At 71.9% G+C, this 23,849-nt stretch carries 22 protein-coding genes; 17 read left to right on the forward strand and 5 right to left on the reverse strand.

Features of this window, described 5'->3' with window-relative positions:
- The first annotated feature begins 274 nt into the window (after positions 1-274).
- The 15 genes from HNR22_RS01050 to HNR22_RS01120 all read left to right on the forward strand — a co-directional run bounded on the left by HNR22_RS01050 (position 275) and on the right by HNR22_RS01120 (position 15,263).
- Positions 275-1,741 carry an anthranilate synthase component I family protein gene (locus HNR22_RS01050; RefSeq protein ID WP_343059630.1) on the forward strand — a complete coding sequence of 489 codons (1,467 nt, stop codon included), beginning with the start codon at positions 275-277 and terminating at the stop codon, positions 1,739-1,741.
- Positions 1,738-2,349: a glutamine amidotransferase-related protein gene (locus HNR22_RS01055; protein WP_179778585.1), complete on the forward strand. Its 612-nt coding sequence runs from the start codon at positions 1,738-1,740 to the stop codon at positions 2,347-2,349. The genes HNR22_RS01050 and HNR22_RS01055 overlap by 4 nt, the downstream gene beginning before the upstream one ends.
- Positions 2,346-3,056, forward strand: coding sequence for an SDR family NAD(P)-dependent oxidoreductase (locus HNR22_RS01060; RefSeq protein ID WP_179778586.1), 711 nt, complete (start codon positions 2,346-2,348; stop codon positions 3,054-3,056). Before HNR22_RS01055 ends, HNR22_RS01060 begins: the two co-directional genes overlap by 4 nt.
- A gap of 61 nt (positions 3,057-3,117) precedes the next feature.
- On the forward strand, positions 3,118-4,542 hold the full coding sequence (locus HNR22_RS01065; RefSeq protein ID WP_179778587.1) for a phenylacetate--CoA ligase family protein: 1,425 nt from the start codon (positions 3,118-3,120) through the stop codon (positions 4,540-4,542).
- The gene (locus HNR22_RS01070) at positions 4,526-5,170 is read left to right on the forward strand and encodes a nitrogenase component 1 family protein (protein ID WP_343059631.1); all 645 of its coding nucleotides are present in this window, start codon (positions 4,526-4,528) and stop codon (positions 5,168-5,170) included. Before HNR22_RS01065 ends, HNR22_RS01070 begins: the two co-directional genes overlap by 17 nt.
- A 50-nt stretch (positions 5,171-5,220) precedes the next feature.
- Positions 5,221-6,510, forward strand: coding sequence for an amidohydrolase family protein (locus HNR22_RS01075; RefSeq protein ID WP_343059632.1), 1,290 nt, complete (start codon positions 5,221-5,223; stop codon positions 6,508-6,510).
- Entirely contained in the window at positions 6,510-7,799 is a 1,290-nt protein-coding gene (locus HNR22_RS01080) for an MFS transporter (RefSeq protein WP_179778589.1), read from the forward strand. The genes HNR22_RS01075 and HNR22_RS01080 overlap by 1 nt, the downstream gene beginning before the upstream one ends.
- The gene (locus tag HNR22_RS01085) at positions 7,796-8,575 is read left to right on the forward strand and encodes a B3/B4 domain-containing protein (RefSeq protein WP_179778590.1); all 780 of its coding nucleotides are present in this window, start codon (positions 7,796-7,798) and stop codon (positions 8,573-8,575) included. Before HNR22_RS01080 ends, HNR22_RS01085 begins: the two co-directional genes overlap by 4 nt.
- Positions 8,572-9,804: an ATP-grasp domain-containing protein gene (locus tag HNR22_RS01090; RefSeq protein ID WP_179778591.1), complete on the forward strand. Its 1,233-nt coding sequence runs from the start codon at positions 8,572-8,574 to the stop codon at positions 9,802-9,804. The genes HNR22_RS01085 and HNR22_RS01090 overlap by 4 nt, the downstream gene beginning before the upstream one ends.
- Positions 9,801-11,024 (forward strand): MFS transporter, encoded by a 1,224-nt coding sequence (locus HNR22_RS01095; RefSeq protein WP_343059633.1) that lies wholly within the window; start codon positions 9,801-9,803, stop codon positions 11,022-11,024. The genes HNR22_RS01090 and HNR22_RS01095 overlap by 4 nt, the downstream gene beginning before the upstream one ends.
- 20 nt (positions 11,025-11,044) lie before the next feature.
- A complete protein-coding gene (locus tag HNR22_RS01100) occupies positions 11,045-12,349 on the forward strand; it encodes a TrpB-like pyridoxal phosphate-dependent enzyme (RefSeq protein ID WP_179778592.1) in 1,305 nt (434 codons plus the stop codon).
- Between the two features lie 53 nt (positions 12,350-12,402).
- Positions 12,403-13,107: an NAD(P)H-dependent oxidoreductase gene (locus HNR22_RS01105; protein WP_179778593.1), complete on the forward strand. Its 705-nt coding sequence runs from the start codon at positions 12,403-12,405 to the stop codon at positions 13,105-13,107.
- The gene (locus tag HNR22_RS01110; RefSeq protein ID WP_179778594.1) at positions 13,097-13,444 is read left to right on the forward strand and encodes a cupin domain-containing protein; all 348 of its coding nucleotides are present in this window, start codon (positions 13,097-13,099) and stop codon (positions 13,442-13,444) included. Before HNR22_RS01105 ends, HNR22_RS01110 begins: the two co-directional genes overlap by 11 nt.
- Complete coding sequence (locus HNR22_RS01115; protein ID WP_179778595.1) at positions 13,441-13,809, forward strand: chorismate mutase; 369 nt, start codon at positions 13,441-13,443, stop codon at positions 13,807-13,809. The genes HNR22_RS01110 and HNR22_RS01115 overlap by 4 nt, the downstream gene beginning before the upstream one ends.
- A complete protein-coding gene (locus HNR22_RS01120) occupies positions 13,806-15,263 on the forward strand; it encodes a UbiD family decarboxylase domain-containing protein (protein ID WP_179778596.1) in 1,458 nt (485 codons plus the stop codon). The genes HNR22_RS01115 and HNR22_RS01120 overlap by 4 nt, the downstream gene beginning before the upstream one ends.
- On the opposite strand, the gene pdxR is transcribed toward HNR22_RS01120, so the two are convergent.
- From pdxR to HNR22_RS01145, 5 genes are all read right to left on the reverse strand, one after another.
- Positions 15,208-16,722, reverse strand: a complete 1,515-nt coding sequence (pdxR, locus tag HNR22_RS01125; protein ID WP_179778597.1) for a MocR-like pyridoxine biosynthesis transcription factor PdxR — start codon at positions 16,720-16,722, stop codon at positions 15,208-15,210. The genes HNR22_RS01120 and pdxR overlap by 56 nt on opposite strands.
- Positions 16,723-16,815: 93 nt before the next feature.
- Positions 16,816-17,271, reverse strand: coding sequence for a hypothetical protein (locus HNR22_RS01130; RefSeq protein ID WP_179778598.1), 456 nt, complete (start codon positions 17,269-17,271; stop codon positions 16,816-16,818).
- Positions 17,272-17,432: 161 nt separating this feature from the next.
- Complete coding sequence (locus HNR22_RS01135; protein WP_179778599.1) at positions 17,433-17,900, reverse strand: hypothetical protein; 468 nt, start codon at positions 17,898-17,900, stop codon at positions 17,433-17,435.
- A complete protein-coding gene (locus HNR22_RS01140; RefSeq protein ID WP_179778600.1) occupies positions 17,891-18,283 on the reverse strand; it encodes a hypothetical protein in 393 nt (130 codons plus the stop codon). Before HNR22_RS01140 ends, HNR22_RS01135 begins: the two co-directional genes overlap by 10 nt.
- A 25-nt stretch (positions 18,284-18,308) precedes the next feature.
- Entirely contained in the window at positions 18,309-19,427 is a 1,119-nt protein-coding gene (locus HNR22_RS01145) for a hypothetical protein (protein ID WP_179778601.1), read from the reverse strand.
- A 476-nt stretch (positions 19,428-19,903) separates the two neighbouring features.
- Between HNR22_RS01145 and HNR22_RS01150 the strand changes: the two genes are divergently transcribed.
- On the forward strand, positions 19,904-22,900 hold the full coding sequence (locus HNR22_RS01150; RefSeq protein ID WP_179778602.1) for a glycoside hydrolase family 95 protein: 2,997 nt from the start codon (positions 19,904-19,906) through the stop codon (positions 22,898-22,900).
- A gap of 176 nt (positions 22,901-23,076) precedes the next feature.
- A complete protein-coding gene (locus tag HNR22_RS01155) occupies positions 23,077-23,844 on the forward strand; it encodes a class I SAM-dependent methyltransferase (RefSeq protein WP_179778603.1) in 768 nt (255 codons plus the stop codon).
- Positions 23,845-23,849 lie beyond the last annotated feature (5 nt).

Below are 23,849 nucleotides of genomic sequence, written 5' to 3' on the forward strand. Positions count from 1 at the left end.
AATCAGGGCGTACGTTCCGAGTTGTCCAATATGGACCTCGTTAACGTCCTTGGTGCCGGCGCGGGGCCGGTCGTGCGAGTCCTTTTGTGCCGGGGGGGAAGTCCGATCTGCCGTGTCACGCGGCGGGCTCAGCGCCAACGGTGGCGCGGAAATCGGGCTGCTCAGAGGGGGTTTCGCAGTGTCCTCATTGTCAACCAAGACCGCTACATGGCCCATTCGGTCGCATTCTGTGGCGATGCGGCCTACGCCACTGGTCAACTCAATTCCAATAGAAGTGACATCCGTCACACTGTCGGCAATCGATCCGTTGTCGCTCTACACGGCACTCTCCGAATGTCGTCCGCACGACGACCTGTATCTCTTCGAAAGCCTAGACGGCCCGGCTCAGGACCGCTATGCGGCGGCAGTCGGCTGGGACACTCTCGCCGAGTTGCGGTTCATCGCCGACCGGCTTGAGGTGATCTGCGACGGTCCGCTCGGCGACGCCCTGTCCGCCGTGCTCACGGCGGTCCTGGGCGAGCCGGTCCGGCACCGCGCGCCGGAGCGGGTCTGGTCGGTTTCCGGGCCACCCGAGGTGTGGGCGGCGGTCCGGGCCGTGCAGCGGGCGTTCGCGGTGCGGACCACCGCCCCCGCCGACAGCTTCGCGTTCGGCTTCCTCACCACCCTGGCGTACGAGGCCGCGCGGGACATGGACGAGCTCTCCGTCGACCGGGTGGTCGACGACATCCCGCGCTGCACTCTCGTGCTGTTCCGGCACACCGTCTGGTGGGACCTGCGCGCCGGCACCGTCCGGCAGCTCACCGCCAGCGGCCCGCACCTGCCGCCCGACAGCGGCGCTCCACGGCTGTCGGAGCTGCTCGCCGGGCTTCCCGACGATCACGCGGCGGTGCCGGTCGCCCCGCCGCCCACCCTGGTGCGGGACACCGTCGACGAGGAGACGTTCGCCGCCCGGGTCAAGCAGTGCCTGCGGCACATCGAGGTGGGAGACAGCTACCAGGTCCAGATCGGCCACCGGATCGACGTGGAGACGACTCTCACCCCGCTGGAGGTCTACCGGCGGCTGCGGCACCGCAACCCGTCGCCGTACATGTACCTGACGCCCTGGGCCGGCGGAACCGTCATCGGGGCGAGCCCCGAGCTGTTCCTCCGCGTCGACCAGGGCCGGCTGTCCATGCGCCCGATCGCGGGCACCGCCGCCCGCAGCGCCGACCCGGAGACCGACCGCCGGCTGGTGGCCGAGCTGACGGCCAGCGAGAAGGAGCGGGCCGAGCACGTCATGCTGGTCGACCTCTGCCGCAACGACATCGGTCGGGTCTGCGTACCGGGGACGCTCAGCGTGGACGCGATGTTCGACGTCGAGCCGTTCGCGTACGTGCACCACCTGGTGTCCACCGTCTCCGGGCAGCTCGCCGACGACGCCGACGTCTGGGCGGCGATCTGCGCCGCCTTCCCGGCCGGCACCATGACCGGCGCGCCGAAGCTGCGCTCCATGGAGATCATCGACGGGTTGGAGGACGAACCCCGGGGCGTCTACGCCGGCTCGATCGGCCTGGTCGACGTCCGCGGGTACGCGGTGCTGGCGCTCTGCATCCGCACCGCCGTGCACGACGGTCGCCGCTACCGCACCCAGGCCTCCGCCGGGGTCGTGGCCGACTCCACACCCGGCGCCGAGTGGCGGGAGACGCTGGCCAAGATGAGCGCCACCTTCTGGGCCCTGACCGGTACGGAGCTGCTGCCGTGAAGGTCCTGCTCGTCGACGCGTACGACAGTTTCACCCACATCATCGACCAGTACCTGCGGACCCTCGGCGCGCGAACCATGGTGGTCCGTTCCCGGTCGCGGTCCACCGAGCAGCTCGCCGCCCTGCGGCCGGACGCGGTGGTGCTCGGCCCCGGGCCGGGACACCCCGCCGAGTCCGGGCACGTGGAGCTGGTGCACGCCTTCGCCGGCCAGGTGCCGCTGCTCGGCGTCTGCCTCGGCCATCAGGCGATCGGCCTCGCCTACGGTGGCACGGTCACCGTCGCCCGGCACCTGATGCACGGCAAGACGAGCGTGGTCGCCCACGACGGCCGAGGTGTCTTCGCCGGCGCGCCCGCCCCGCTCACCGTCACCCGCTACCACTCGCTGATCGTCGCGGACCCGGCCCCGCCGGCTCTGGAGATCACCGCGCGCTCGTCGGACGACGGCTACGTGATGGGGGTACGACACCTGACCCTGCCGGTGGAGGGGGTGCAGTTCCACCCGGAGAGCGTGCTCACCGAGGACGGGCTGCGCCTGTTCGACAACTTCCTGGGCCGGGCGTCGGCGGCTCAGCCGGCAGCCGGCGCCGGGGCGGTGGGATCGCCATGACCGACCAGCCAGCCCCGCTCGCCGTGGTCACCGGCGCGGCGGGCGGCATCGGCCGGGCCGTGACCGTCGCGCTGACCGGGTCCGGGCACCGGGTGCTCGGCGTCGACGTCGAGCCGGCCGGCGACCCGGCGGCGTACGCCTCGCTGGTCGCCGACGTGGCAGTGCCGGGGCAGGTGGAAAGGCTCTTCGCGCGGATCCACGAGCGGTACGGCCAGCCCACGGTGCTGGTGAACAACGCCGGCGTCTACCACGCCCGGGACTTCCTCGACTACGACCCGAAGACGTACGCGCAGGTGCTCGACGTCAACCTGGGCGCCGCGTTCTTCTGCACCCAGGCGTTCGCCCGTGCACTGGTCGACGCCGGCCGGCCCGGCGCGGTGGTCAACGTGGCCTCGATCAGCGGGCAGTTCGGCAGCCCGGACGCGGCGTACGGGGCGTCGAAGGGCGCCTGCATAGCGTTGACCCGCAGCCTCGGCCGGGCGCTCGCCGAGCACCGCATCCGGGTCAACGCGGTCGCTCCCGGCCTGGTCGACACCCCGATGGCCGACCGGATCCCGGTCGAGCGCCGCAACGACTACCGGGCCCGGATCCCGGTCGGCCGGTTCGGCTCGCCGGCCGAGATCGCCGCGGCCGTCGCCTGGCTGGCCGGCCCGGAGAGCAGCTACGTCACCGCCTCGGTTCTGGACGTCAACGGTGGCCTGCACTGACCTGCGCCGCGGCCGGTCGCGACAGCACCGCAGCCGGCTCACCCCTGGAGAGGATCCGACCATGTGGCTTCCGACCACCGGCCCAGCGGCGGACTTCGCCGCCGGCTACCTGGCCCTGCACCAGGCCTTCTACGACCGCACCCTCGACACCGCCGACCTGGAGGCCTGGCGGGCACGACAGCTGCGCACGGTGCTCGACCAGGTCTCCACCGGCTCGCCGTTCTACGCCCGTCACCTGGCCGACGTCGACCTCGCCACGATCACCCCGGCGACCCTCGACCGGCTGCCCTTCACCACGAAGACGCACCTGCGCCAGGAGATGCTCGACGTGCTCAGCCGGCCACTGTCCGAGGGCGTCTTCTTCTACGAGACGACCGGCACGACCGGCCGGGCGACCCCTTGTCCCCGCGACGGCCGGGAGGTGGTGGCCAGCAACGCCCACGTCACCGAGTCCTGGGCGTCGATCTTCCGGCACCACTTCGGTGACCGTGCGCCCCGGATCGGGCTGATGGGGCCGACCGAGGTGCACTCCTTCGGCGACACCCTCGGTGACGTCGCGCGCAACGTCGGCTCGCTGAACGCGAAGATCTGGCCGTACTCGCCGGTGATCGGGTTCGCCAAGGCGTTGCAGCTCATGAAGGACCTTGAGCTGGAGGTCATCTGCTGCACGCCGGGCGTGGCAATGATGCTCGCCAAGGCGGCCGAGCACTACGGCTACCGGCTGCGCGAGGACTTCGCCGTCAAGCTGCTCTTCGTCACCGGCGAGATGTGCACCCCGGCGCTGGCGGGCAACCTGGAGTCCGTCTGGGGCGCGGACGTCTACAACATCCTGTACGGCTCGCAGGAGGCGTTCGTCATCGCCACCGCCTGCCGTAACAAGCGGATGCACCTCTCCCAGACCAACTACCTCATCGAGGTGGTGGACCCGGAGACCGGCGTGTCGCACGGCTCGCGCGGCAGCGGGGAACTCACCGTCACCATGCTGATCGACGGTGTGAAGCCGCTGGTCCGTTACCGCACGGGCGACGCGGTGATCATCGAGTCGTCGGACTGCGACTGCGAGATGGCCGGCGACCTGGTGCAGATCGTCGGCCGCACCCTGGACCGGATCGAGCTGGGCGGTCGACGTTTCACCGCCGGGCAGATCGAGATGGCCGTCCTGACCGGGGTCGTCGGCTCGGGCGGATACCAGGTGGTGATCGACCACGACCCGAGCAGCGGCGGCGACCGGCTGACGGTCCGCCTGGAACTGCTCAAGGACCTCGTCGACGACCCCGGAGCGATTGCCGACGGCGTCCGGCAGCGGGCCGCCGCCGCGCTCGGCGTACCGGTCGAGGTGGAGCTGACCGACGGGCTCGACCCGATCACGAGCACCGGCGCCTTCGTGAGTTGGAAGGCCGCCCGGATCGTCGACCGACGCGTCGAGGTCGACCACGAGACCCGGGTGGCGCAGCGGATGGCGGGCAACCGTGGCTACACCACCTGAGACGGCCGCCGACGAGTGGGTGCCGGCGCTGCCCGGCCCGCTCGCCGAGGCGTACGGGCGGCGCTGGCGCGCCGTGGTGGACCGGTGGGCGAGCCGGCCCGGCACGACGCTGGCCACCCTGGGCCCTCCCGGGACGTCCAGCCACCTGACGGCGGCCTTCCTCGCCGAGCGGCACGGGCTGCGCGTCGAGCTGTCCGACACCTTCGACGCGGTGCTCGCGGCGCTTGTGGACCGCCGGGTCGACCAGGCCCTCGTGCCGAGCGCGTACCAGGGGCTCACCCGCTTCCACTGGCACCGCGACCTGCGGCTGGATGCGTACTTCGCGCAGGCCACACCGGAGTACGGCATCGCGGCCGATCCGGACCGTGAGCCGGCCGCCGGTCAGCTCGCGGTGGCCGCCCTCTGGGAGGTCCGGCGGCTCTTCACCGACCTCGCGCCACCTGCCCTGCGGGACCGCCCGATGCGGTGGGTCGACGCCGACTCCACCCAGCACGCCGCCGAGATCCTCGCCGCCGGTGGCGCCGACCTGGCGGTGACCAACGCGCCCGGGGTCCACCGCCACGCGTTGCGGTGGGTGGCCCGCCGCCCGGGCGCCGAGATCGTGTGGACCCTGTTCGGCCACCGCTAGAGCCACGTCGGCTTTCCTGCCCCGACACCGAGAGAACCGGAGTGATCGTCGTGTCCCGACGAACGTTGTTGCACCGCGCCACGGTCCAGGAGGGACTGGGGGTGGCGTCCCGACCGCACCACAGCGTGCTGCTCGACGGCGAGCGGATCGTCGCGGTGCTGCCCGAGGCGCAGGCCCCGCTGCACGACCCGGACACCGATGTCCTCGACCTCGACGGCCGGACGGTCATGCCGGGCATGACGCTGGGCCACACCCACATCGCCTACCTGAACGTGCTCGACGGTCGGGAGATGCTCTTCAAATACAGCATCCCGGAGGTCACCCTCGGCGCCGCCGCCAACGCCGCCGACATGCTCCGGCTGGGCTACACCGCCTTCGTCGGTGCCGGCTCGGTGGCCGGCATCGACATGGCCCTGCGCCGGGCGATCGACGCCGGCCGGCTGCCCGGCCCGCGGATCACCCCGTGCAGCCGGGACCTGATGGTGTCCGGCCCACCGGAGCGCCGCAACCCGGGGGTCAAGCAACGCATCCCGAGCGACCTGATGCGGCTGGCCGACACCCCGGAAGAGCTGATCGAGTACGTCGACACCGAGGTCGCCCAGGGCGCGGAGATCATCAAGGTCTTCTCCACCGGCGACGACACCTTCCCCAACGGTCGCTCGCACGAGCTGCTCTTCACCGCCGAGGAACTGGTGATCGCGGCCCGGGCGGCGCACCGGCGGGGAGTCCGGATCCGGGCGCACTCGCGGGGCCTGGCCGGCATCCGCAACGCCATCGCGGCCGGGGTCGACGTGATCGACCACGCCACGTACGCCGACGACGCGGCCCTGGAGGCGATCGCCGAGCGGGGCATCTTCGTGGTGCCGAGCCTGCACCAGCCGCACCGGCTGCTCACCACCGGCACCCGGTACGGCAAGACCCCGGAATACCTGGAGACCCTCGAATTCCAGGCCGAGGTCGAGAACACCCTGCGCATCCTTCCGCTGATGGTGCAGATGGGCATCCCGATCGTGGCCGGCGACGACTTCGGCTTCGCGTGGACCCCGCACGGCCGCTACGCCGAGGAACTGGAGACGTACGTGACCATGGCCGGCATTCCCGCCCCGGTGGTGCTGACCTGGGCCACCGCCAACGGCGCGCGGCTGGCGGGTCGGGGGGACGACGCGGGCACGGTGCAGCCGGGGAGGCTGGCCGACCTGGTGGTCACCGACGGGGACCCGGCCGAGGACATCACGGTGCTGGGCCGCCCGGAGGCGATCGAGCTGGTGCTGCTGGGCGGCCGGGTGGTCGCCGGGGACGCCACCCGCTACCGCGCCGGACAGCCGGCGGGAGTGGCGTGATGCGCCGGAGCGTGCCGGTCGTCCCGCTGCTCGCCGTGGGCGCCTTCGCCATCGGCACCGACACCTTCGTCGTCGCCGGTGTGCTCCCCGAGGTGGCCCGTACGCTGCGGGTCAGTGTCGCCTCCGCCGGTTGGGTGAGCACCGTCTTCGCCCTGGCGTACGCGGTCGCCGCTCCGGTGCTCGGCGCCCTGACCGGCCGGCTGGAGCGGCGTACCGTGCTGGTGGTCTCGCTGGTCGGGTTCACAGTGGGCAACGTCGCCTCCGCGCTGGCGCCCGACCTGCCGCTGCTGCTGCTGGCCCGGGTCCTCACCGCGGTCAGCGCCGCGCTCTACATCCCCGCCGCCACCGCGTCAGCGGCCGCGCTGGCCCCGCCCGAGCGACGCGGCCGAGCCATGGCCGTCGTGCTCGGCGGCCTCTCCGCAGCCACCGTGGCCGGGGTGCCGTTCGGCACCTGGCTCGCCGCCGACCTTCAGTGGCGCGCCACCTTCTGGCTGCTCGCCGCCATCGGCGCGGCCTGCGCGGTCGCGGTGACCGTCGGCCTGCCGGCGCTGACCCTGCCGCCCGGCCCGTCGCTGGCCGCCCGGCTCGCCCCGGCACGCGACCGCCGGGTCGGGCTGGCGGTCCTCACCACCGCGCTCTTCATGACCGGCGGCTACCTCGCGCTGACGTACGTCGGGGCGCTGCTCGCCCCGGCCACCGACGGCGACGGAACACTGCTCGCGGTGCTGCTGCTGGTCTTCGGTGTGCCGGCGGTCGCCGGCACCGTGCTCGGCGGACGGGCCACCGACCGGTGGGGTGGCGTGCCGGTGCTGCTCGTCTCGGTCACCGGGCTCGCCCTGGTGCTGGTCACGCTGCCGTGGACCCGGCAGGCGCTGCTGCCGGCCGCGTTGGCCATGGCGGCCTGGGGCGTCACCGCGATGGCCACCCAGCCCGCCCAGCAACACCGGCTCTTCACTGTCGCGCCCAGCTCCGGGCCGCTGCTGCTCTCCCTCAACTCGTCGGCCACGTTCGTGGGCATCGCCCTCGGCGGTTTCCTCGGCAACCGGCTGCTGCGACACGGCGGCACGGACGCTCTCGACCTGCTCGGGCCGGTCGGCGCGGCACTCTGCGTGCTGGCGCTGGGCACCACGCTGCTCGGTGCCCGGGCCCGTGCCGGCCGTCGCGACGAGCAGCCGCCGACCGTCGGATTGGCCTCACCGGATCGCCCCGGATTGGCCACACACGGTGGTCGTCGGGCTGCGTACGGTCGGACCGACAATCGGACCCGAACCACGCGAGGATCACGATGACCCAGCTCAGCGACGGTGTGGACACCCTCACCGTGCGCATCGACGACCGGGTGCTGACCGCAGTGCCGGACTACGTGCTCGGCGTGATCGCCGTACCGGCGGTCGAGGTCGCCCCGGCGCCTCCCGCCGTGTCGGCACTGCTGACCGCCGCCGAGGACGCGCTGCACGCGGCAGGCCTGGACAAGGCGGGGGTGGCGGAGCTGCCGGGCATCGCCGCGTGGCGGGAGGCGTACCGGGCGGTGGGGGTGAACCCCAACCGGTTCCCGTGCGCCGCCGAGTCGATCGCCCGGCGGGTCGCCAAGGGCGACCGGCTGCCCCGGATCAACGCCCTGGTCGACCTCTGCAACGCGGTGTCGCTCGGTGCGGCGCTGCCGGTGGCCTCGTGCGCTGTCGACGGCCTCGCCGACCTCGTCGTCCGGCCGGCCGACGGCACCGAAACCTACCTGCCGCTCGGCGCGCCCGAGACGCCGGAGCAGCCCGAGCCGGGCGAGGTCGTCTACGCCGACGCCGACGGGAGGGCCCACTCGCGGCGCTGGAACTGGCGGCAGGGCCACCTGGTCCGCACCGACCTGGGCCGGCACCGGCTGCTGCTCACCGTCGAGTCGGCCCACCCCGACGGCCGGGCCGAGGTGACGGACGCGCTGGCCCGGCTCGCCGCCGCCCTCGACGAGCTGTCCGACGGCACGCGGCAGGAGGCGGTGCTCGACTTGGCGACGACCAGCGCCGTCCTGCGCACCGCGGGCCCGGTCGGCAGCGATCGTGGAAGCCGTTCGTGAACCGCGCGATCCTGGTGATCTACCGACCGGCGGCAGGCCGGTACGCGGCCCAGTTCCGCAGCGTGGTCGCCGCCGCCGCCGCCGCCGAGCTGGGTGTGGCCACCGTCGCGCTGCTGCCGACCGGGCAGCCGGCCGTCGAAGCCGCCGGTCTGCCCTGCTATCACGCCGACCTCGACGACCGTGACGCCGTCCGCTCGGCGGTCACGACGATTCTCGCCGTGCACCCGGTGGAGCGCATCTTCCCCCTCTTCGAGGGCGACGTGCTCACCGCCGCGCACTGCCGCCGCGACCACGGCATTCCAGGGCTCGACCCGGAGGAGGCGCTGACCTTCCGGGACAAGAACGTGATGCACCGCCGGGCCGTCGAGCTGGGCGTGCCGGTGGCCCGCTCGTGCCGCCCCGAGACGGTGGGCGCGGTCGCCGAGTTCGCCGCCGAGGTGGGCTGGCCGGTGGTCATCAAGCCGTACGCGGGCTGGGCCTGCGGCGACACCCACCGGGTCGACTCCACCGAGGACCTGGCCCGGGTCTGGCCGTTGATCGCCGACGACCGGCACGACTACCGGGTGGAGGAGTACGTCCGGGGCGTCGAGTACCACGTCGACTCGCTGCTGCGCGACGGCGAGGTGGTCTTCGACCAGCTGTCCCGCTACACGTACTCGGTGCTGGAGTTCCGTGCCGAGCCCGGCGGCACTGTGTCCCGCAAGCACGATCTGACCCCGGCGGAGCGGCGCATCCTGACCGCCAGCGCCACGGTCCTGCGCGGCTTCGGGATGCGTACCGGGGTGGCGCACGTGGAGTTCTTCCTGCGCGATGACGGCGAGCTGGTGTTCGGCGAGGCGGCCGCCCGGGCCGGCGGCGGTTCGATCGTCCCCGCGATCCAGGCCGGGCGGGGCATCAACCTGGCGGGGGAGTGGTGCCGGCTGGAGCTGGACCCGGGGCACGTGCCGACGACCACCCTCGGCCCGGAGATCGGCACCGAATACCTCTGCTCCGACCGGTACGGCCGGATCACCGCAATCACCACCGCCGAGGAGCTGCGGGCGCTCGACTCGGTGCTCGACGCGGACGTGTGGAAGACCGTCGGGGATGTGCTCGCCGTGCCGACCGCCTCCAACGACGTGCTCGGCTGGTACGTCTGCGAGGGCCGCGACTTCGACGACGTACGCGCCCGGTTCAAGGTGATCCGGGACGCCTTCGAGGTGGTCACCGAGCCGGTCGGTGACGCGTGAGCTGGCTCGGTCGGTTCCAGGCGCTGCCGCGCCCGCTGCGGATGCTGGTGTACGCCTCGTTCATCAACCGGGCCGGCATGTTCGTCTTCCCGCTGCTCGCGGTCTACCTGGTGCAGAGCCGGCACCTGAGCACCGGCGAGGCGGGTGTGCTGATCTCCGTGGGCAGCACCGGCCTGCTCGCCGGCAGCCTGCTCAGCGGCCCGATCTGCGCCCGGGCCGGTCGACGTGCCGCGCTGGTGTCGAGCCTGCTGCTCAACGCGGTCGGCTACCTGGGTCTCGCCCTGCTCGACGGTCCGACCTGGACGTACGCGGTGCTGCTCTTCGTCGCGCTGGTCGGGATGGGGATGTTCGCCCCTGCGGCGAACACGCTGATCGCCGACCTGACCCAACCCGAACAGCGCCCCTTCGCGTACACGGTCAGCTACCTCGCCAACAATCTCGGCATGGGCGTCGGCCCGCTGCTCGGCGGGTTCGCGGCGGCCTACTCCTACCAGCTGATGTTCGCCGGGAACATCCTGCTCGGCCTGCTCGCGGCGGCCACCATCTGGTTCTTCGTACCGGCGGACACCCGGCGGGTGCCGACGGCCTCGCCGGCCGGCACCACCCGTCGGGCCGGCCTGCTGCGCGACATCGACGTGGCGGTGCTGGTGGTGGTCTCGATCTGTTTCGTGGCGCCGCTGATCGGCCTGGAATACACGCTGCCCCTCGCGGTCACCACCGTGCTGCACTCGTCGGTGGCGGTGGTCGGTGCCGTCTACACCATCAACAGCGTGGTCGTGGTCAGTGCCAGTCTGCTGATCGAGAAGCGGATGAAGGCGTACTCGACCCGGGCCCTGCTGATCGCGGCGGGCCTGCTCTGGTCGACCGGGATGGCCATCCTGGTGTTCGCGTTCTCGCTGCCCGCCGTGCTGCTGTCGACAGTGGTCTGGACCCTCGGGGAGATCATCGCCTCGGTGGTGGTTCCGACCTACATCGCCGACCACGTCCAGGAGCACCGGGTCGGCAGCTTCATGGCGCTGAACGGTTTCGTGCTCAGCTCCGCCCGGCTGGTCGTGCCGATGGGCCTCGGCTTCGTCTGGCAGGCCGGTGGGCACCGCCCCGTCCTCCTTCTGCTCCTGCTGACCCCGGTGGTCGGCGTGGTCGCGTTCGCAGTGCTGCGGATCCGACCGGCTGCCCGGCCCGTGCCGACGCCCGCCGAGCCGGCCACCGCCAGTCCCTGACACCCACCCTGGAAGAGGCCATGACCGCGACGAAGTTCGTGCTGCCCGACAGTGACATCCCGACGACCTGGTACAACGTGGTCCCCGATCTGCCCAAGGGCCTGCCCCCGATGCTCCACCCCGGCACCCGGGAACCGATCACGCCGGCGGACCTCGAACCGCTCTTCGCCAGCGGCATGATCGAGCAGGAGTTCTCCACCGAGCGGGAGGTGGACATTCCCGGGCCGGTGCTCGACATCTACCGGCAGTGGCGGCCCAGCCCGCTCGTGCGGGCCCGTCGCCTGGAGCAGGCCCTCGGCACGCCGGCCCGGATCTACTTCAAGTACGAGGGGGTCAGCCCGGCCGGCAGCCACAAACCGAACACCGCCGTCCCGCAGGCGTACTACAGCAAGCAGGACGGCGTGCAGCGGTTGACCACGGAGACCGGGGCCGGCCAGTGGGGCAGCTCGCTGTCGATGGCCTGCGCGTACTTCGGCCTCGACTGCGAGGTCTTCATGGTGCGGGTCAGCTATGACCAGAAGCCGTACCGGCGGGGCCTGATGGAGACGTTCGGCGCGTCGGTCACCGCGAGCCCGAGCGACCGTACCGGGGCGGGTCGGGCGGCCCTCGCCGCCGACCCGGAGTCCAGCGGCAGTCTGGGCCTGGCCATCTCCGAGGCGGTGGAGGCGGCGATGAGCAGCGGTGGCGCCGCCAAGTACGCCCTCGGTTCGGTGCTCAACCTGGTGCTGATGCACCAGACGATCATCGGCCAGGAGGCGCTGCTCCAGTTGGCGATGGCCGACGACTACCCGGACATCGTGGTCGGCGCGGCCGGCGGCGGGTCCAACTTCGCGGGGTTGGCCCTGCCGATCCTGCGCCGGCAGTGGGGCGGCGGCCCGGCGGTGCGCTTCATCGCGGCGGAGCCGGCCTCCTGCCCGTCCCTGACCCAGGGCAGTTACGACTACGACTTCGGCGACACCGCCGGGCTCACCCCGCTGACCAAGATGCACACCCTGGGCCACGACTTCCACCCGCCGGCGATCCACGCCGGTGGGCTGCGCTACCACGGCATGGCGCCGATCGTGAGCGCGCTGCGGGAGATCGACCTGATCGAGGCGCGGGCGGTGCCGCAGACCGCCTGCTTCGAGGCGGGCGTGCTGTTCGCCCGCAGCGAGGGGATCGTGCCGGCACCCGAGTCCACCCACGCGGTGCGGGTGGCGGTGGACGAGGCGATCCACTGCCGGGAGACGGGCGAGTCGAAGGCGATCGTCTTCTCCCTGTCCGGGCACGGCCACTTCGACATGCAGGCCTACATCGACTACTTCGCCGGAAAGCTGACGGACTGACCTCGCACAGGGGTGGGCGCGGTGCGGCGCCCACCCCGCGACGAGCACCGGGGGTGAATGTGCACAGCGAAGCAGGGACCATCCTCGCCATCAACGGATCGGAACGGGTCGGCGGCAACACCGACCACGCCATCGCGTACGCGGGTCGGCTCATCGCCGAGCGGGGTGCGATCCTGCGCACCATCCAGTTACGTGAGCACCGGATCTCGCCGTGCAGCCCGTGCGGCGACTGCAACAGCCGCACAGTGCCCTGCCAGTTGGACGACGACGTCCCCGCCCTGGTGGAGCAGATGACCAACGCCGACGGGCTGATCTACGCGGCCCCGGTGCACGGCTTCGGCCTGGCCCACCTCATGCAGGTCTTCATCGAGCGTGCGGGCGTCGGCTACCTGCGCTTCACCCGTCCGCTGGCGGACAAGGTCGGCGGCATCATCGTCACCGGACGGCGCTACAGCGACTCCTCCGTACACAACCAGATCGTCAACAACCTGCTGCTCAACCGGATGATCCTGGTGGGCAGCGGGTTCCCCGTCCTGCTGCGCAACACCACCGCCACGCCCGGCCTGACCGACCCCGAGGGCATCGACGCGTTGGAGCGGATGGTGCACCGGATGCTCGACATGGTGCAGCTGCTCAAGCGACACCAGCGGGTCGACGGGGACCCGGTGCTTCCGCGCCGGGACCGCAACGAACGCGTTCCGCGGCCCCGCCGCAACGAATCCGCCCAGACCAGAGGAGATATCGAGAATGTCCACTGAGCAGGTTGCCGCGCCGGTCGGCATCGACTTCCCGGCCAGCGAGTGGGAGAGGTGGGACAAGCCGGGGGCCGAGGGGCGCGTCAAGATCTCGTACGTCGGGGGGCAGCGTCTGCGCCTGCTGGAGCTGCCGCCCGGCTTCGACGAGCATCACTGGTGCCTGCGGGGGCACACCGGTTACGTCCTGCAGGGCGAGTTCACCATCCACTTCCGGGACCGGTCGGTGCCGTGCCGACCCGGCATGGGCTTCGTCATCCCCGACGACGAGGAGCACCGGTCCCAGGGCAGCGACGCCGAGCCGACTGTCGTCTTCGTGGTCGACCAGGTTCCCCAACCGTGAGCGACCAGCACCGGATCACCGCGCCGGCCGGCTCCCCGCCGGCCGGCGCCACCGACGGCCCGGCCCGGATCGCCGAGCTGCGCGGTGCCATCGACGGGCTCGACCAGCGGATCATCGCCCTGCTGGCCGAGCGCACCCGGGTGGTGCAGGAGCTGACCGCGCACAAGACGGACGAGGCGACCGTCCGCTCACCCGACCGGGTGCGGCAGGTGCTCGACCGGGTGCACGACCTGGCCAGCCGGCACGGCATGCCGCCCGAGGTGGCGGTCGGCACCTACCGTTCCCTCATCGACGAGCTGACCCGGATGCAGCTCGACATGCTGGCAGCCCGCCGCGCCGCCGCGTCAGCGGGGGAGGAGCGGTGAGCCGAGCACCCGTCGACCTGCGGCACGCCCTGGCCACCCTCGACCCGCTCCCCGGCGAGCTGGTCCGGGTCGCCACGGAGCTGCCGGCCCGGTACGGCGTCTCCGCCCACTACGCCCGCTGGGCAGGTGCGCCCGCCGCCCCGCCCACCGGCGCCGGCCCGGCGGTGCTCTTCGACCGGGTACGCCCCGACCACGGCCCGACCCGAGCGGTGCTGATGGGCCTGTACGGCACCCGTCGGCGTGCCGCCGGCCTGCTCGGCTGCACACCGGCCGAGTTGCCGCACCGGCTGCTCGACGCGGTTGCCGCCCCCCGCCCACCGGTGCCCGCACCCGACCCGGCCCGCTGGCCTCGCGAGACGCTGCCGGTGGACCTGACCGCGCTGCCGGTGCCGGTGCTCACCGACGAGGACGCCGGGCCCTACCTGACCCTCGGCGCGGTGCTCGCCACCGACCCGGACACCGGTGTCCGCAACCTGTCCGTGCACCGGATGTGCGTACAGGGTCCGGACACGCTGACCATCTGGATGGTGCCCGGACGGGACCTGGAGCTCGCGCACCAGGCCGCGCTGCGCCGGGGGAGCCCGTTGCCGGTGGCCATTCACCTAGGCCTGTGCCCGGCGGTGCTGCTCTCCTCGTGCTGCCCGACCTCACTGGTGCCCCCGGACCTCGACGAGCTGGCGGTGGCCGGTGCTCTCGCCGGGCAGCCGGTGGAGCTGCTGCCCTGCCGCACCGTGGACACCGAGTTCATCGCGCACGCCGAGTACGTCATCGAGGGGGAGTTGCTGGCCGACCGGGCACCCGAGAGCCGGCACGGCACTGTCGCCACACCGGAGTTCCTCGGCTACCAGGGTCGGGCGCACCCCTCGTTGCCGTTGATCCGGGTCATCGGGATCACCGCCCGGGAGAGCCCGATCCTGCAGGCGGTGTCCGGCCCCGGGCACGAGCAGTCGGTGCTGCTCGGCTTCGGGATGGAGGCCGCGGTGCTGGACCTGCTGCGCCGTCGGGGCACGCCGGCGCTGGCCGCGCACTGTCACACCGCGGGTGGCGGTCAGCTCATGGTGGTGCTCCAGTGGCCGGCCAAGCGCGGCCCGCAGGACGACGTGGCGGTACGCGTCGCCGCCGAGGCCGTGCTGGAGCAGTTCCGGATGGCCAAGCTGGTGCTGTGCGTGGGCGACGACATCGACATCGAGTCCGATCAGGACCTCTGGTGGGCGATGGTCACCCGCTTCCAGGCCGACCAGGACCTGCACGTGCTGCCGGACCGGGAGGGTTTCCCCCTCGACCCGAGCCAGCACACCGGCTACTCCCCGTCGCTCTCGGCCGACGGCCGGACGGCGAAGGCGGTCTTCGACTGCACCGTGCCGTACGCCCAGCGTGCCCGGTTCCAGCGGCCCCGCTTCACCGAGCCGTCACTTCCCGCACCGCGGCGGCCAGCAGCGCCACGCCTTCGGTGATCCGGGCGGTGGGCAGCGCCGCGTACCCGATCAGGAAGGTCGGCTCGGCCGGTGACCGGGTGACGAAGTAGCCCGAGGCCGGGTAGATCCGGACGCCTCGCGCGGCGGCGGCGCGCACGATGGCCGCCTCGTCGGCGTCGGGCGCGCCGCCCAGGGTCACCAGCACGTGCAGTCCGGCCGCCGTGCCGGAGATCCGCACCCCCGCGCCGAAGTGTTCGTAGAGCGCCTCCAGCAGCCGGGCGCGTCGCTGCCGGTAGAGGCGGTCCATCCGGCCGATGTGCCGGGCGTACGCGCCGGAGGAGATGAACTCGGCCAGTGCCTCCTGGGTCAGCGTCGGGGTCAGCCGGTCGGTGATCCACTTGACCCCGAGGAAGGGTCGGACGAGGTGCGGCGGCAGCACCGCGTAGCCGATGCGCAGCGAGGGGAAGAGGGTCTTGCTGAAGCTGCCGACGTAGACGACGTCCGCGTCCTGCGGGTCGGCGGCCAGCGACGGGAGCCGCTCCTCGGCGAAGGTGAACTCGTTGTGGTAGTCGTCCTCCAGCACCGTGGCCGCGTGTTCGCGGGCCCACCGCAGCAGCGCTCGTCGCCGCCGCTCGGACATGATGAACCCGGTCGGGAACTGGTGCGACGGGGTGACGTAGATCAGGCGTACCCGGGCCGGGTCGAGGCCGTGCGCGCGGACCTGGGAGTCGATCTCGTCGACCCGTAGGCCCTCCTCGTCGACACCGACCGGCACCACCGCGGCCCGTGAGTAGCCGAAGATCTGCCGCAGCACGGTGTGGCTCGGATCCTCGATGATCACCACGTCGTCGGGGCCGACGAGCAACCGGACCAGGATGTCCATGGCCTGGGTGGCGCCGCTGGTCACCACAGTGTGTTCGCGCGGGGCGTCGAGTGCCCGGCTGCGCCGCAGCAACGCGCTGATCTGGGCACGAAGCGTCGGGGAGCCCTCGGCCGGACCATAGCCCAGCGCCACCGCGTCGGCTCGGCTGACCGCCGCGGTGAGCGACTGTCGCCACCGGGTCACCGGAAAGCTGGCCAGCGCCGGTGTGCCGTGCCGAAAGTCGTACGTCCCGTCCGGCCGGTGCATCGGCGCTGGCTCCCACGGCTTCCACAATGGGCTGCCCGCGTCGGTGGGCAGCGGGGGCTCCGGCCACAGGTGCGCGCGGGTGGCGGCGCGTTGGGCGGGTGGCGGCGTGTCGGTCAGCGCGTCACTGACCCGCGTGCCGGATCCGCGCCGCGAGGTGAGCACCCCGTTGGCCCGCAGCAGTTCGTACGCCCGGGTCACCACGGTCCGGGAGACCCGCAGCTGGTGCGCCAGCTCACGGCTTGGCGGCACCGGGTCGCCGGGGCGCAGCCGACCGGTCCGGACGGACCCGCTGATCTGGTCGCAGAGCTGCTGCTGCAACGGCACCGAACTGGCGCGGTCCAGTGCGACGAGAAGCTGGGACGAACTCACCTGCGCACGCTCCCCCGATCGACGCCGGTGCCGAGTCTAGTCGCGCCACCTCCGTCCGCCTCCGGTTCCCGCGGCGCCGGGCAGCCCTTGCGCTCACTGGTCACGGCAGCCGAGCTGGTCGCCGAGCTCGTTCGGGATGCCGAACGGGCTGCATTCGATCGCGCTGCCCTCGCCCAGCTTCTTCCACCCACCGCCCGTGTACTCGAACACCAGCACGCCGTCGCCCTGCATGGTCGGGTCGACAGCGATCACCCCGGCGGTCGCCCACCGACGTGCGCAGTTGATGTGATCCGGGTCGATCCGGTGGGTGTCGCCCAGCCCAGACGCCCGGTGCAGGGTGGTCGCGCTCACCGGGCAGGCGGCGCGGGAGGTGGGTGTCGCGGGCGAGACGTTGCCGGTCGGCGACGCGGCGGAGGAGGCGGGCGCGACGCTGGGCGCGGGCGGTGTGGTGTTTCCGCTGGCCAGCGGAGCGGGCGAGGTGGTGGTGCAGGCCGCCAGGCCCGCCAGTACGGTGACGGGCACCAGGGCACGCAGTGCTGTCGGTGTCATTGGGTCCTCCAGTCCAGCAGGGATGGGTTTCCCGCTAGACGCCCTGCGGTCGGTGGCGGTTGCGGCCGACGGGCCGGTTTTGAGTGTCGGCTTTCTTTCGCGGCCCTGCTGGCTGCCGAGCAGGCCGTACCGGCGTGCCTGGCACCCGGTCGGCCCGATCGTCACGGGTAGCGGGAGGTGTGGCGGAACAGGCCGAGTCGGTCCAGACCGACCAGTGCCAGGACGATCCCGGCCAGCAGCGCCAACCACTGCTCGACCAACGGGTAGACCCGGACGACCCACCCGTGCGTGAAGGTCACGTCATCGGTGCAGGCCACCTGGGCTGGGCCGGAGAACCACGGGTCGAGCCGCCGTCCGTCGACGTGCGGGCCCCGGTTGGGCCAGGACGGGACGTCGACCGTCCGCTCCTCGCCGCTGTCCGGGGTGACGGCGCAGGTGTGCGTGCCGCCGCGGACGGCGCTGGTGAGGTATGCGGGGCCGGCGCCGTCCCAGGTGTGGCCCGCCCCGACGGCACCGGTGCGGGCGTAGCCCATCAGCGCCAGGCACAGGGCGGCGACCACGCAGCCGAGCGCGACGAGCCCTCGGCCCAGCAGGGTGTTGGCCCGCTTCGACAGCGACCTCAGCGCCACGGGCGCTCCCCGGACGACTCGTCGCCGTAGCCGGCCCAACCCCGGTCGGCGTCCGACCGCTCGGCGTCGGGGTCGGACGTGAGGTCGTCGGTCGCGGCGGAACGCGCGGCGGCGGCCAGGTCGGCCAGGTCGAGTCGTTCGGCCTGGACGCGGGCCCGGCTGAGGAAGGCCTGGTAGTCGCCGACGGTGAGCAGGTCGCGGGGGCTGAGGTTGCCGTCGCGCAGCTGCTGGCCGATCTCCCGGCCGATCGGGTCGGGGCCGGAGATCAACGATTCGTAGACCATCTGCCGTCGGCGGGCCTCGTCGCGCACGACAGCACCGTACGGGGTGCGGTCGACGGCGGCGAGGACGTCCTCCGGGCGGGTGCTCGGGGTGTCGTTCACGTGGACCATCCTTTCCGACGTGCGCTCAGCGGGGCAGCCCGTTGGGCGCCGGGGCGAGCACGGGCAACTCCTGCACGGTGGCCGCCATCCCGAAGTTGCCGACGGTGGCGGTGAAGGCGCTGGTCAGCGAGTCGGCGCGGCCCACCAGGTCCAGCGCCTCCTTCAGGATGTCCCACATCTTGTAGCCCTCGTAGAGCGCCGCCGCGCCGATCGCGATGCCACCGATGACGGTCGGTGAGGTGGCGGCGGCCGAGCTGGCGGCCACCGTGAAGATCATGGCGGCGTCGGTGAGGTCGGACAGCAGCGAGCCGAGCACCTTGCCGATCTCGAACATCGCCTCGGCCGTCCTGCGGTATTCGACGCCGAGCGCGAGCAGCGGACCGCCGGCGGTGTCGAGTTTCCTCGCCGAGTCGAGCAGGTGTGAGTGGAAGGCGGTGGCGGCCTTGCCCTGCCAGTGCTGCTCGGAGCCGAGGGCCCCCCACCGGAGGTTGTCGGCCATGCCGGCCAGGGCGGTGGCGAGGCTGTCGAAGACGTCCGCGCAGCCCCGTACCCCCGCCCAGTCACCGGCGACCGGTTTGACCAACGACTCGTACGGGTCGTAGGCGCGCTCGCAGATGCCCAGCTTGGCGGCGAGCCAGGTGGCGCCCCAGATCGCGTCCCGGGTCAGCGACGTGGGGCTGGCCAGGTCCCACATCTGTGGCTCGAACTGGAACGCCTCGTCCTTGTTGTAGTCGGGCACCGCGCGCAGGAGCTGCTGCGGGTCGGCCCTGTCGGCGAACGGCGCCGGCAGGCCAGTCTCCCGGTAGAGGCCCGCGAACTCGGAACGGTCCACCATCCAGGTGCGCTGGAACGCCTGGTCCAGTTTCTCGGCCGCCGCGGCGTCGGTGCGTTCGTAGTAGTCGAGCGACCGCCGCAACGCCGCGCCGGTGTCGGCCGCCGTGTACTTGGCGATGTCCTCGACGAGGTCACGGATGACCAGCATGGCCTGCTCGTGCTTGCCGTTGATCCGGTTGATGAAACCCGGCCCGTATTCCAGTGCGGTGTTGGCGTCGAAGTAGGTCAACCCGGAGCGGGCGTCCTCCCCGAGACGGTCGAACAGCGGTGGAAGGCCGCGCAGCGCGGCCACGTCGACGTCGAAACCCATGACCAAAGCCCCCGTGTACGTCGACCGGCGGCCCCCGCCGTCGGCCCTCGACTGGCTACATCCTGCGGTAGCCGGCGGCTTCTGTGGGGGCGCGGTGCCGGAGGTCGGGGTCACCGTCCTCAGGCGCTGCCCTCGGCGACCAGTCGCCCGTCGACGTAGGCCCTGACCCGCTGCGGCCGGAAACCGGCGAAGAGCAGCTTGCGGTCCTTCTCGATGAGCCCCGCGCGACCCACGGACACCACCGCACCGGCGCTCGTCGTACATCTGATGTATGTGTGTCTGAAGTGGCCGTTCCTGGCTGGTCCACGCCTGCCGGCCAGGGGCGGACCCTTCTCGACACCCCGCTCGGAGCCCTGCCGATGGGCGCAGACGCTGCCGATTCCGCGCATCGATCGACCATTGCCTATTCCGTCGCCTCGGAGTAACCTTCGCGAAACACATCGGATGTCTGGCTGTCCCAGTCGTTTGGAGGATCGATGTCCGACCTGACCCGACGGCAGGCCCTCAAAGTCGGCGCGGCCGGCGCGGGCGGCGCTCTCCTGCCGTTGCCCTGGACCGCCGCGGCCCGAGCAGACTCGGCCGCGCCGCCGCAGGTGCTGGCCGCCGGGGACCTCGCGCTCTGGTACGACGAGGGAGCCGGCACCGACTGGCTACGGGCGCTGCCGATCGGCAACGGGAGGCTCGGCGCCATGGTCTTCGGCAACGTCGACACGGAACGCCTTCAGCTCAACGAGGACACCGTCTGGGCCGGTGGGCCCCACGACCCCAGCAACCCCAGGGGCGCGGGGGCGCTGGCGGAGATCCGGCGGCTGGTCAACGCGAACCAGTGGACCCAGGCCCAGGATCTGATCAACCAGACCATGATGGGAAACCCGGGCGGCCAGTTGGCCTACCAGACCGTCGGCAACCTCCGGCTCGCCTTCGGATCCGCCAGCGGGGCGTCCCAGTACGACCGGACGCTCGACCTCACCACCGCCACCGTCACCACGACGTACGTGCTCAACGGCGTCCGATACCAGCGTGAGGTCTTCGCCAGCGCGCCCGACCAGGTCATCGCGATGCGACTGACCGCGGACCGCAGCGGCTCGATCAGTTTCACCGCCACCTTCGACAGCCCGCAACGCACGACGGTGTCCAGCCCGGACGGCGCCACGATCGCCCTCGACGGTGTCTCCGGCACCATGGAGGGCATCACCGGCGCGGTCCGCTTCCTCGCCCTGGCCAACGCCACCGTCACCGGCGGTTCGGTGTCCAGCTCCGGTGGCACCCTGCGGGTCACGAACGCCACCAGCGTGGTCCTGCTGCTCTCCATCGGGTCCAGCTACGTCAACTACCGCAACGTCGGCGGCGACTACGGGGGCATCGCACGGCAGCGCCTCAGCGCCGCGCGGGGCAGCAGCTACGACCAGCTGCGCAGCCGGCACGTGGCCGACTACCAGGCGCTGTTCAACCGGGTCAGCCTGGACCTGGGCCGCACGTCCGCAGCCGACCAGACCACCGACGTCCGGATCGCCCAGCACAACAGCGTCAACGACCCGCAGTTCTCGGCGCTGCTGTTCCAGTTCGGCCGGTACCTGCTGATCTCGTCCTCGCGGCCCGGCACCCAGCCAGCCAACCTCCAGGGCATCTGGAACGACTCGCTGACCCCGTCGTGGGACTCGAAGTACACCATCAACGCCAACCTGCCGATGAACTACTGGCCGGCCAACACGACCAACCTCGCCGAATGCCACAACCCGGTGTTCGACATGATCAACGATCTGTCCGTGGCCGGCGCGCGCACCGCCCAGGTGCAGTACGGCGCAGGTGGCTGGGTCACCCATCACAACACCGACGCGTGGCGGGCCACCGCCGTGGTGGACGGCGCGTTCTGGGGCATGTGGCAGACCGGCGGCGCGTGGTTGGCCACGATGATCTGGGACCACTACCTGTTCAACGGTGACATCGAGTTCCTGCGGGCGAACTATCCGGCCATGAAGGGCGCGGCGCAGTTCTTCCTCAACACCCTGGTGACCGAGCCGACCCTCGGCTACCTGGTGACCAACCCGTCGAACTCACCGGAGCTCAGTCACCACGCGAACGCCAGCGTGTGCGCCGGACCCACCATGGACAACCAGATCCTGCGGGACCTCTTCGACGGCTGCGCGCGGGCCAGCGAGATCCTCAACGTGGACAGCACCTTCCGGGCCCAGGTTCGGGCCACCCGGGACCGGCTCCCACCGATGAAGATCGGCTCGCGCGGCAACATCATGGAGTGGCTCTACGACTGGGTGGAGACCGAGCCCAACCACCGGCACATCTCGCACCTGTACGGGCTGGCCCCCAGCAACCAGATCACCAAGCGGGGCACCCCACAGCTGTTCGAGGCGGCCCGTCGGACACTGGCGCTGCGCGGCGACGACGGCACGGGCTGGTCGCTGGCCTGGAAAATCAACTTCTGGGCTCGGATGGAGGAGGGCAAGCGGGCGCACGACCTGATCCGCTACCTCGCCACCACCGCGCGACTCGCCCCCAACATGTTCGACCTGCACCCGCCGTTCCAGATCGACGGCAACTTCGGCGCCACGGCCGGCATCGCCGAGATGTTGCTGCAGAGCCACGTCGGCGAGCTGCACATCCTGCCCGCGCTGCCGCCGGCCTGGCCGAGCGGGCGGGTCTCCGGCCTGCGGGGTCGGGGCGGGCACACGGTCGGCATCACGTGGAGCAGCGGTCAGGCCACCGAGGTGCTCGTCCGGCCGGACCGCGCCGGCACCGTCCGCCTGCGCTCCCGGATCCTCACCGGCACCGTCACCGTGGTCGACACCGCCGACGGTACGGCGGCGCGGGTCACCCGGATCGAGTCCGACCTGATCGAGATCACGGTGCAGGCGGGGCGCACCTACCGGGTCACCAGCTCCGGCGTCGCCACGCCCACGCTGGAGCAGAGCTTCAGCAACGTCGGCATCACCAGTGACAGCAACACCAACGTCGGGAACTTCGACGGTGGCGGGGCCAGCCTCTCCGCGCAGGCACTGGCGTCGGCCGGCGCCAGCCCGGGCGGCACGGTCAGCCGCAACGGGGTCACCTTCCGCTGGCCCAACGTCAGCCCCGGCACCGCGGACAACGCCATCGCCTCGGGCCAGACCATCGGCGTGACCGGCACCGGCAGCACGCTCGGCTTCCTGCTGACCGGCACCTACGGCGCGGTGTCGGGGACCGGCACGGTGGTCTACGCCGACGGCACCCGCCAGACGTTCACGCTGAGCACGCCCGACTGGTACGGCGGACCGCACTCCGGGGGGACCGCCGCCATCGTGTCCGCGTACCAGAACAGGCCCAACAACCAGCGGCAGAACACCGCCGCCTGCATCTACTACGTGGGTGTCGCGTTGCAGAGCAAGGCGGTGGCCTCGGTCGTGTTGCCCAACATCAGCGCCCGGCCCGCGGCCAACGTACCGACCATGCACATCTTCGCCATCGCGATCGGGGGCTGACGGCTCCGGATCCCGCAACGGGGGAGCGGGCCCGTCCCAACCGGGACGGGCCCGGCCCGTCGGGCGCCGACGAACCCCGCCCACCCCTGCTCCCGACCCCGGAAGTGGTGGAATACAACCGGTTTGCGGGGGGAAGATCGAGCATCGCCGACGCGAGTCGTGACAGGATTGTCGGCATGTCTGCTCGCGCACTGAGCTTCGGGATGGTGGCGGAACAATACGAGCGGTACCGGCCCGGTTACCCTGCCGAGCTTCTCGACCTGGTGCTGACGTACGCGGGTCGGCCGATTCGAACGGCCCTGGAGATTGGCGCCGGGACAGGCAAGGCGACCCGTCTGTTCACCGGACGGGAGGTCACGGTCACCGCGACCGAGCCGGACGGGGCCATGCTCGCCGAGCTGCGCAAGCACGTGCCAGCAGGCGTCCGGACCGTGCAGGCCGCCTTCGAGGACCTGCGACCGGGCGAGAGGTACGACCTGGTCTACGCGGCGGCGGCACTGCACTGGACGAAACCGGAGGGCCGATGGTCGAGCATGGCCGCGTTGCTGGAACCCGGCGGCGTGTTCGCCTCGTTCGGCGGGCCAACCCAGCTGGCCGACCCGACCGTGGCGGACGCGGTCCGCGCCGCCCGGGCGCCCTTCCTGGAGAGTGACGAGGTCCCATCTCCCGATGGCACGCCGCCGGGACATGCCATGCAGTGGCCGGGCACGGAGCTCCAACGCTCCGTTTGGTTCGCCGATGTCCAGCAGATCGTGATCGAGCGTCGCCTGACGATGAGTGCGCGCGACTACGTCGGGCACCTGTCGACGATCTCGGCGTATCTCGAGCTGCCGACCTCGGAGCAGGAGCAGGTCTTCGGCCAGATCATGCGGATCCTGCCCGGGACGGTCGAGCTCTCCGCCGACATCGTCGTGCACCTCGCGCGTCGGCGCACCGAGCAGTAGCGCTT

Source organism: Micromonospora jinlongensis (assembly GCF_013410645.1).
In the GTDB taxonomy this organism is placed as follows: Bacteria; Actinomycetota; Actinomycetes; order Mycobacteriales; family Micromonosporaceae; genus Micromonospora; species Micromonospora zamorensis.

Excerpts from the sequence above, each read along its gene's own strand:
- HNR22_RS01060 (WP_179778586.1), top strand. The coding sequence starts at position 2,346 with ATGACCGACCAGCCAGCCCCGCTCGCCGTGGTCACCGGCGCGGCGGGC.
- HNR22_RS01065 (WP_179778587.1), top strand. The coding sequence starts at position 3,118 with ATGTGGCTTCCGACCACCGGCCCAGCGGCGGACTTCGCCGCCGGCTAC.
- HNR22_RS01080 (WP_179778589.1), top strand. The coding sequence starts at position 6,510 with ATGCGCCGGAGCGTGCCGGTCGTCCCGCTGCTCGCCGTGGGCGCCTTC.
- HNR22_RS01085 (WP_179778590.1), top strand. The coding sequence starts at position 7,796 with ATGACCCAGCTCAGCGACGGTGTGGACACCCTCACCGTGCGCATCGAC.
- HNR22_RS01100 (WP_179778592.1), top strand. The coding sequence starts at position 11,045 with ATGACCGCGACGAAGTTCGTGCTGCCCGACAGTGACATCCCGACGACC.
- HNR22_RS01110 (WP_179778594.1), top strand. The coding sequence starts at position 13,097 with ATGTCCACTGAGCAGGTTGCCGCGCCGGTCGGCATCGACTTCCCGGCC.
- HNR22_RS01130 (WP_179778598.1), bottom strand. The coding sequence starts at position 17,271 with ATGACACCGACAGCACTGCGTGCCCTGGTGCCCGTCACCGTACTGGCG.
- HNR22_RS01145 (WP_179778601.1), bottom strand. The coding sequence starts at position 19,427 with ATGGGTTTCGACGTCGACGTGGCCGCGCTGCGCGGCCTTCCACCGCTG.
- HNR22_RS01150 (WP_179778602.1), top strand. The coding sequence starts at position 19,904 with ATGTCCGACCTGACCCGACGGCAGGCCCTCAAAGTCGGCGCGGCCGGC.
- HNR22_RS01155 (WP_179778603.1), top strand. The coding sequence starts at position 23,077 with ATGTCTGCTCGCGCACTGAGCTTCGGGATGGTGGCGGAACAATACGAG.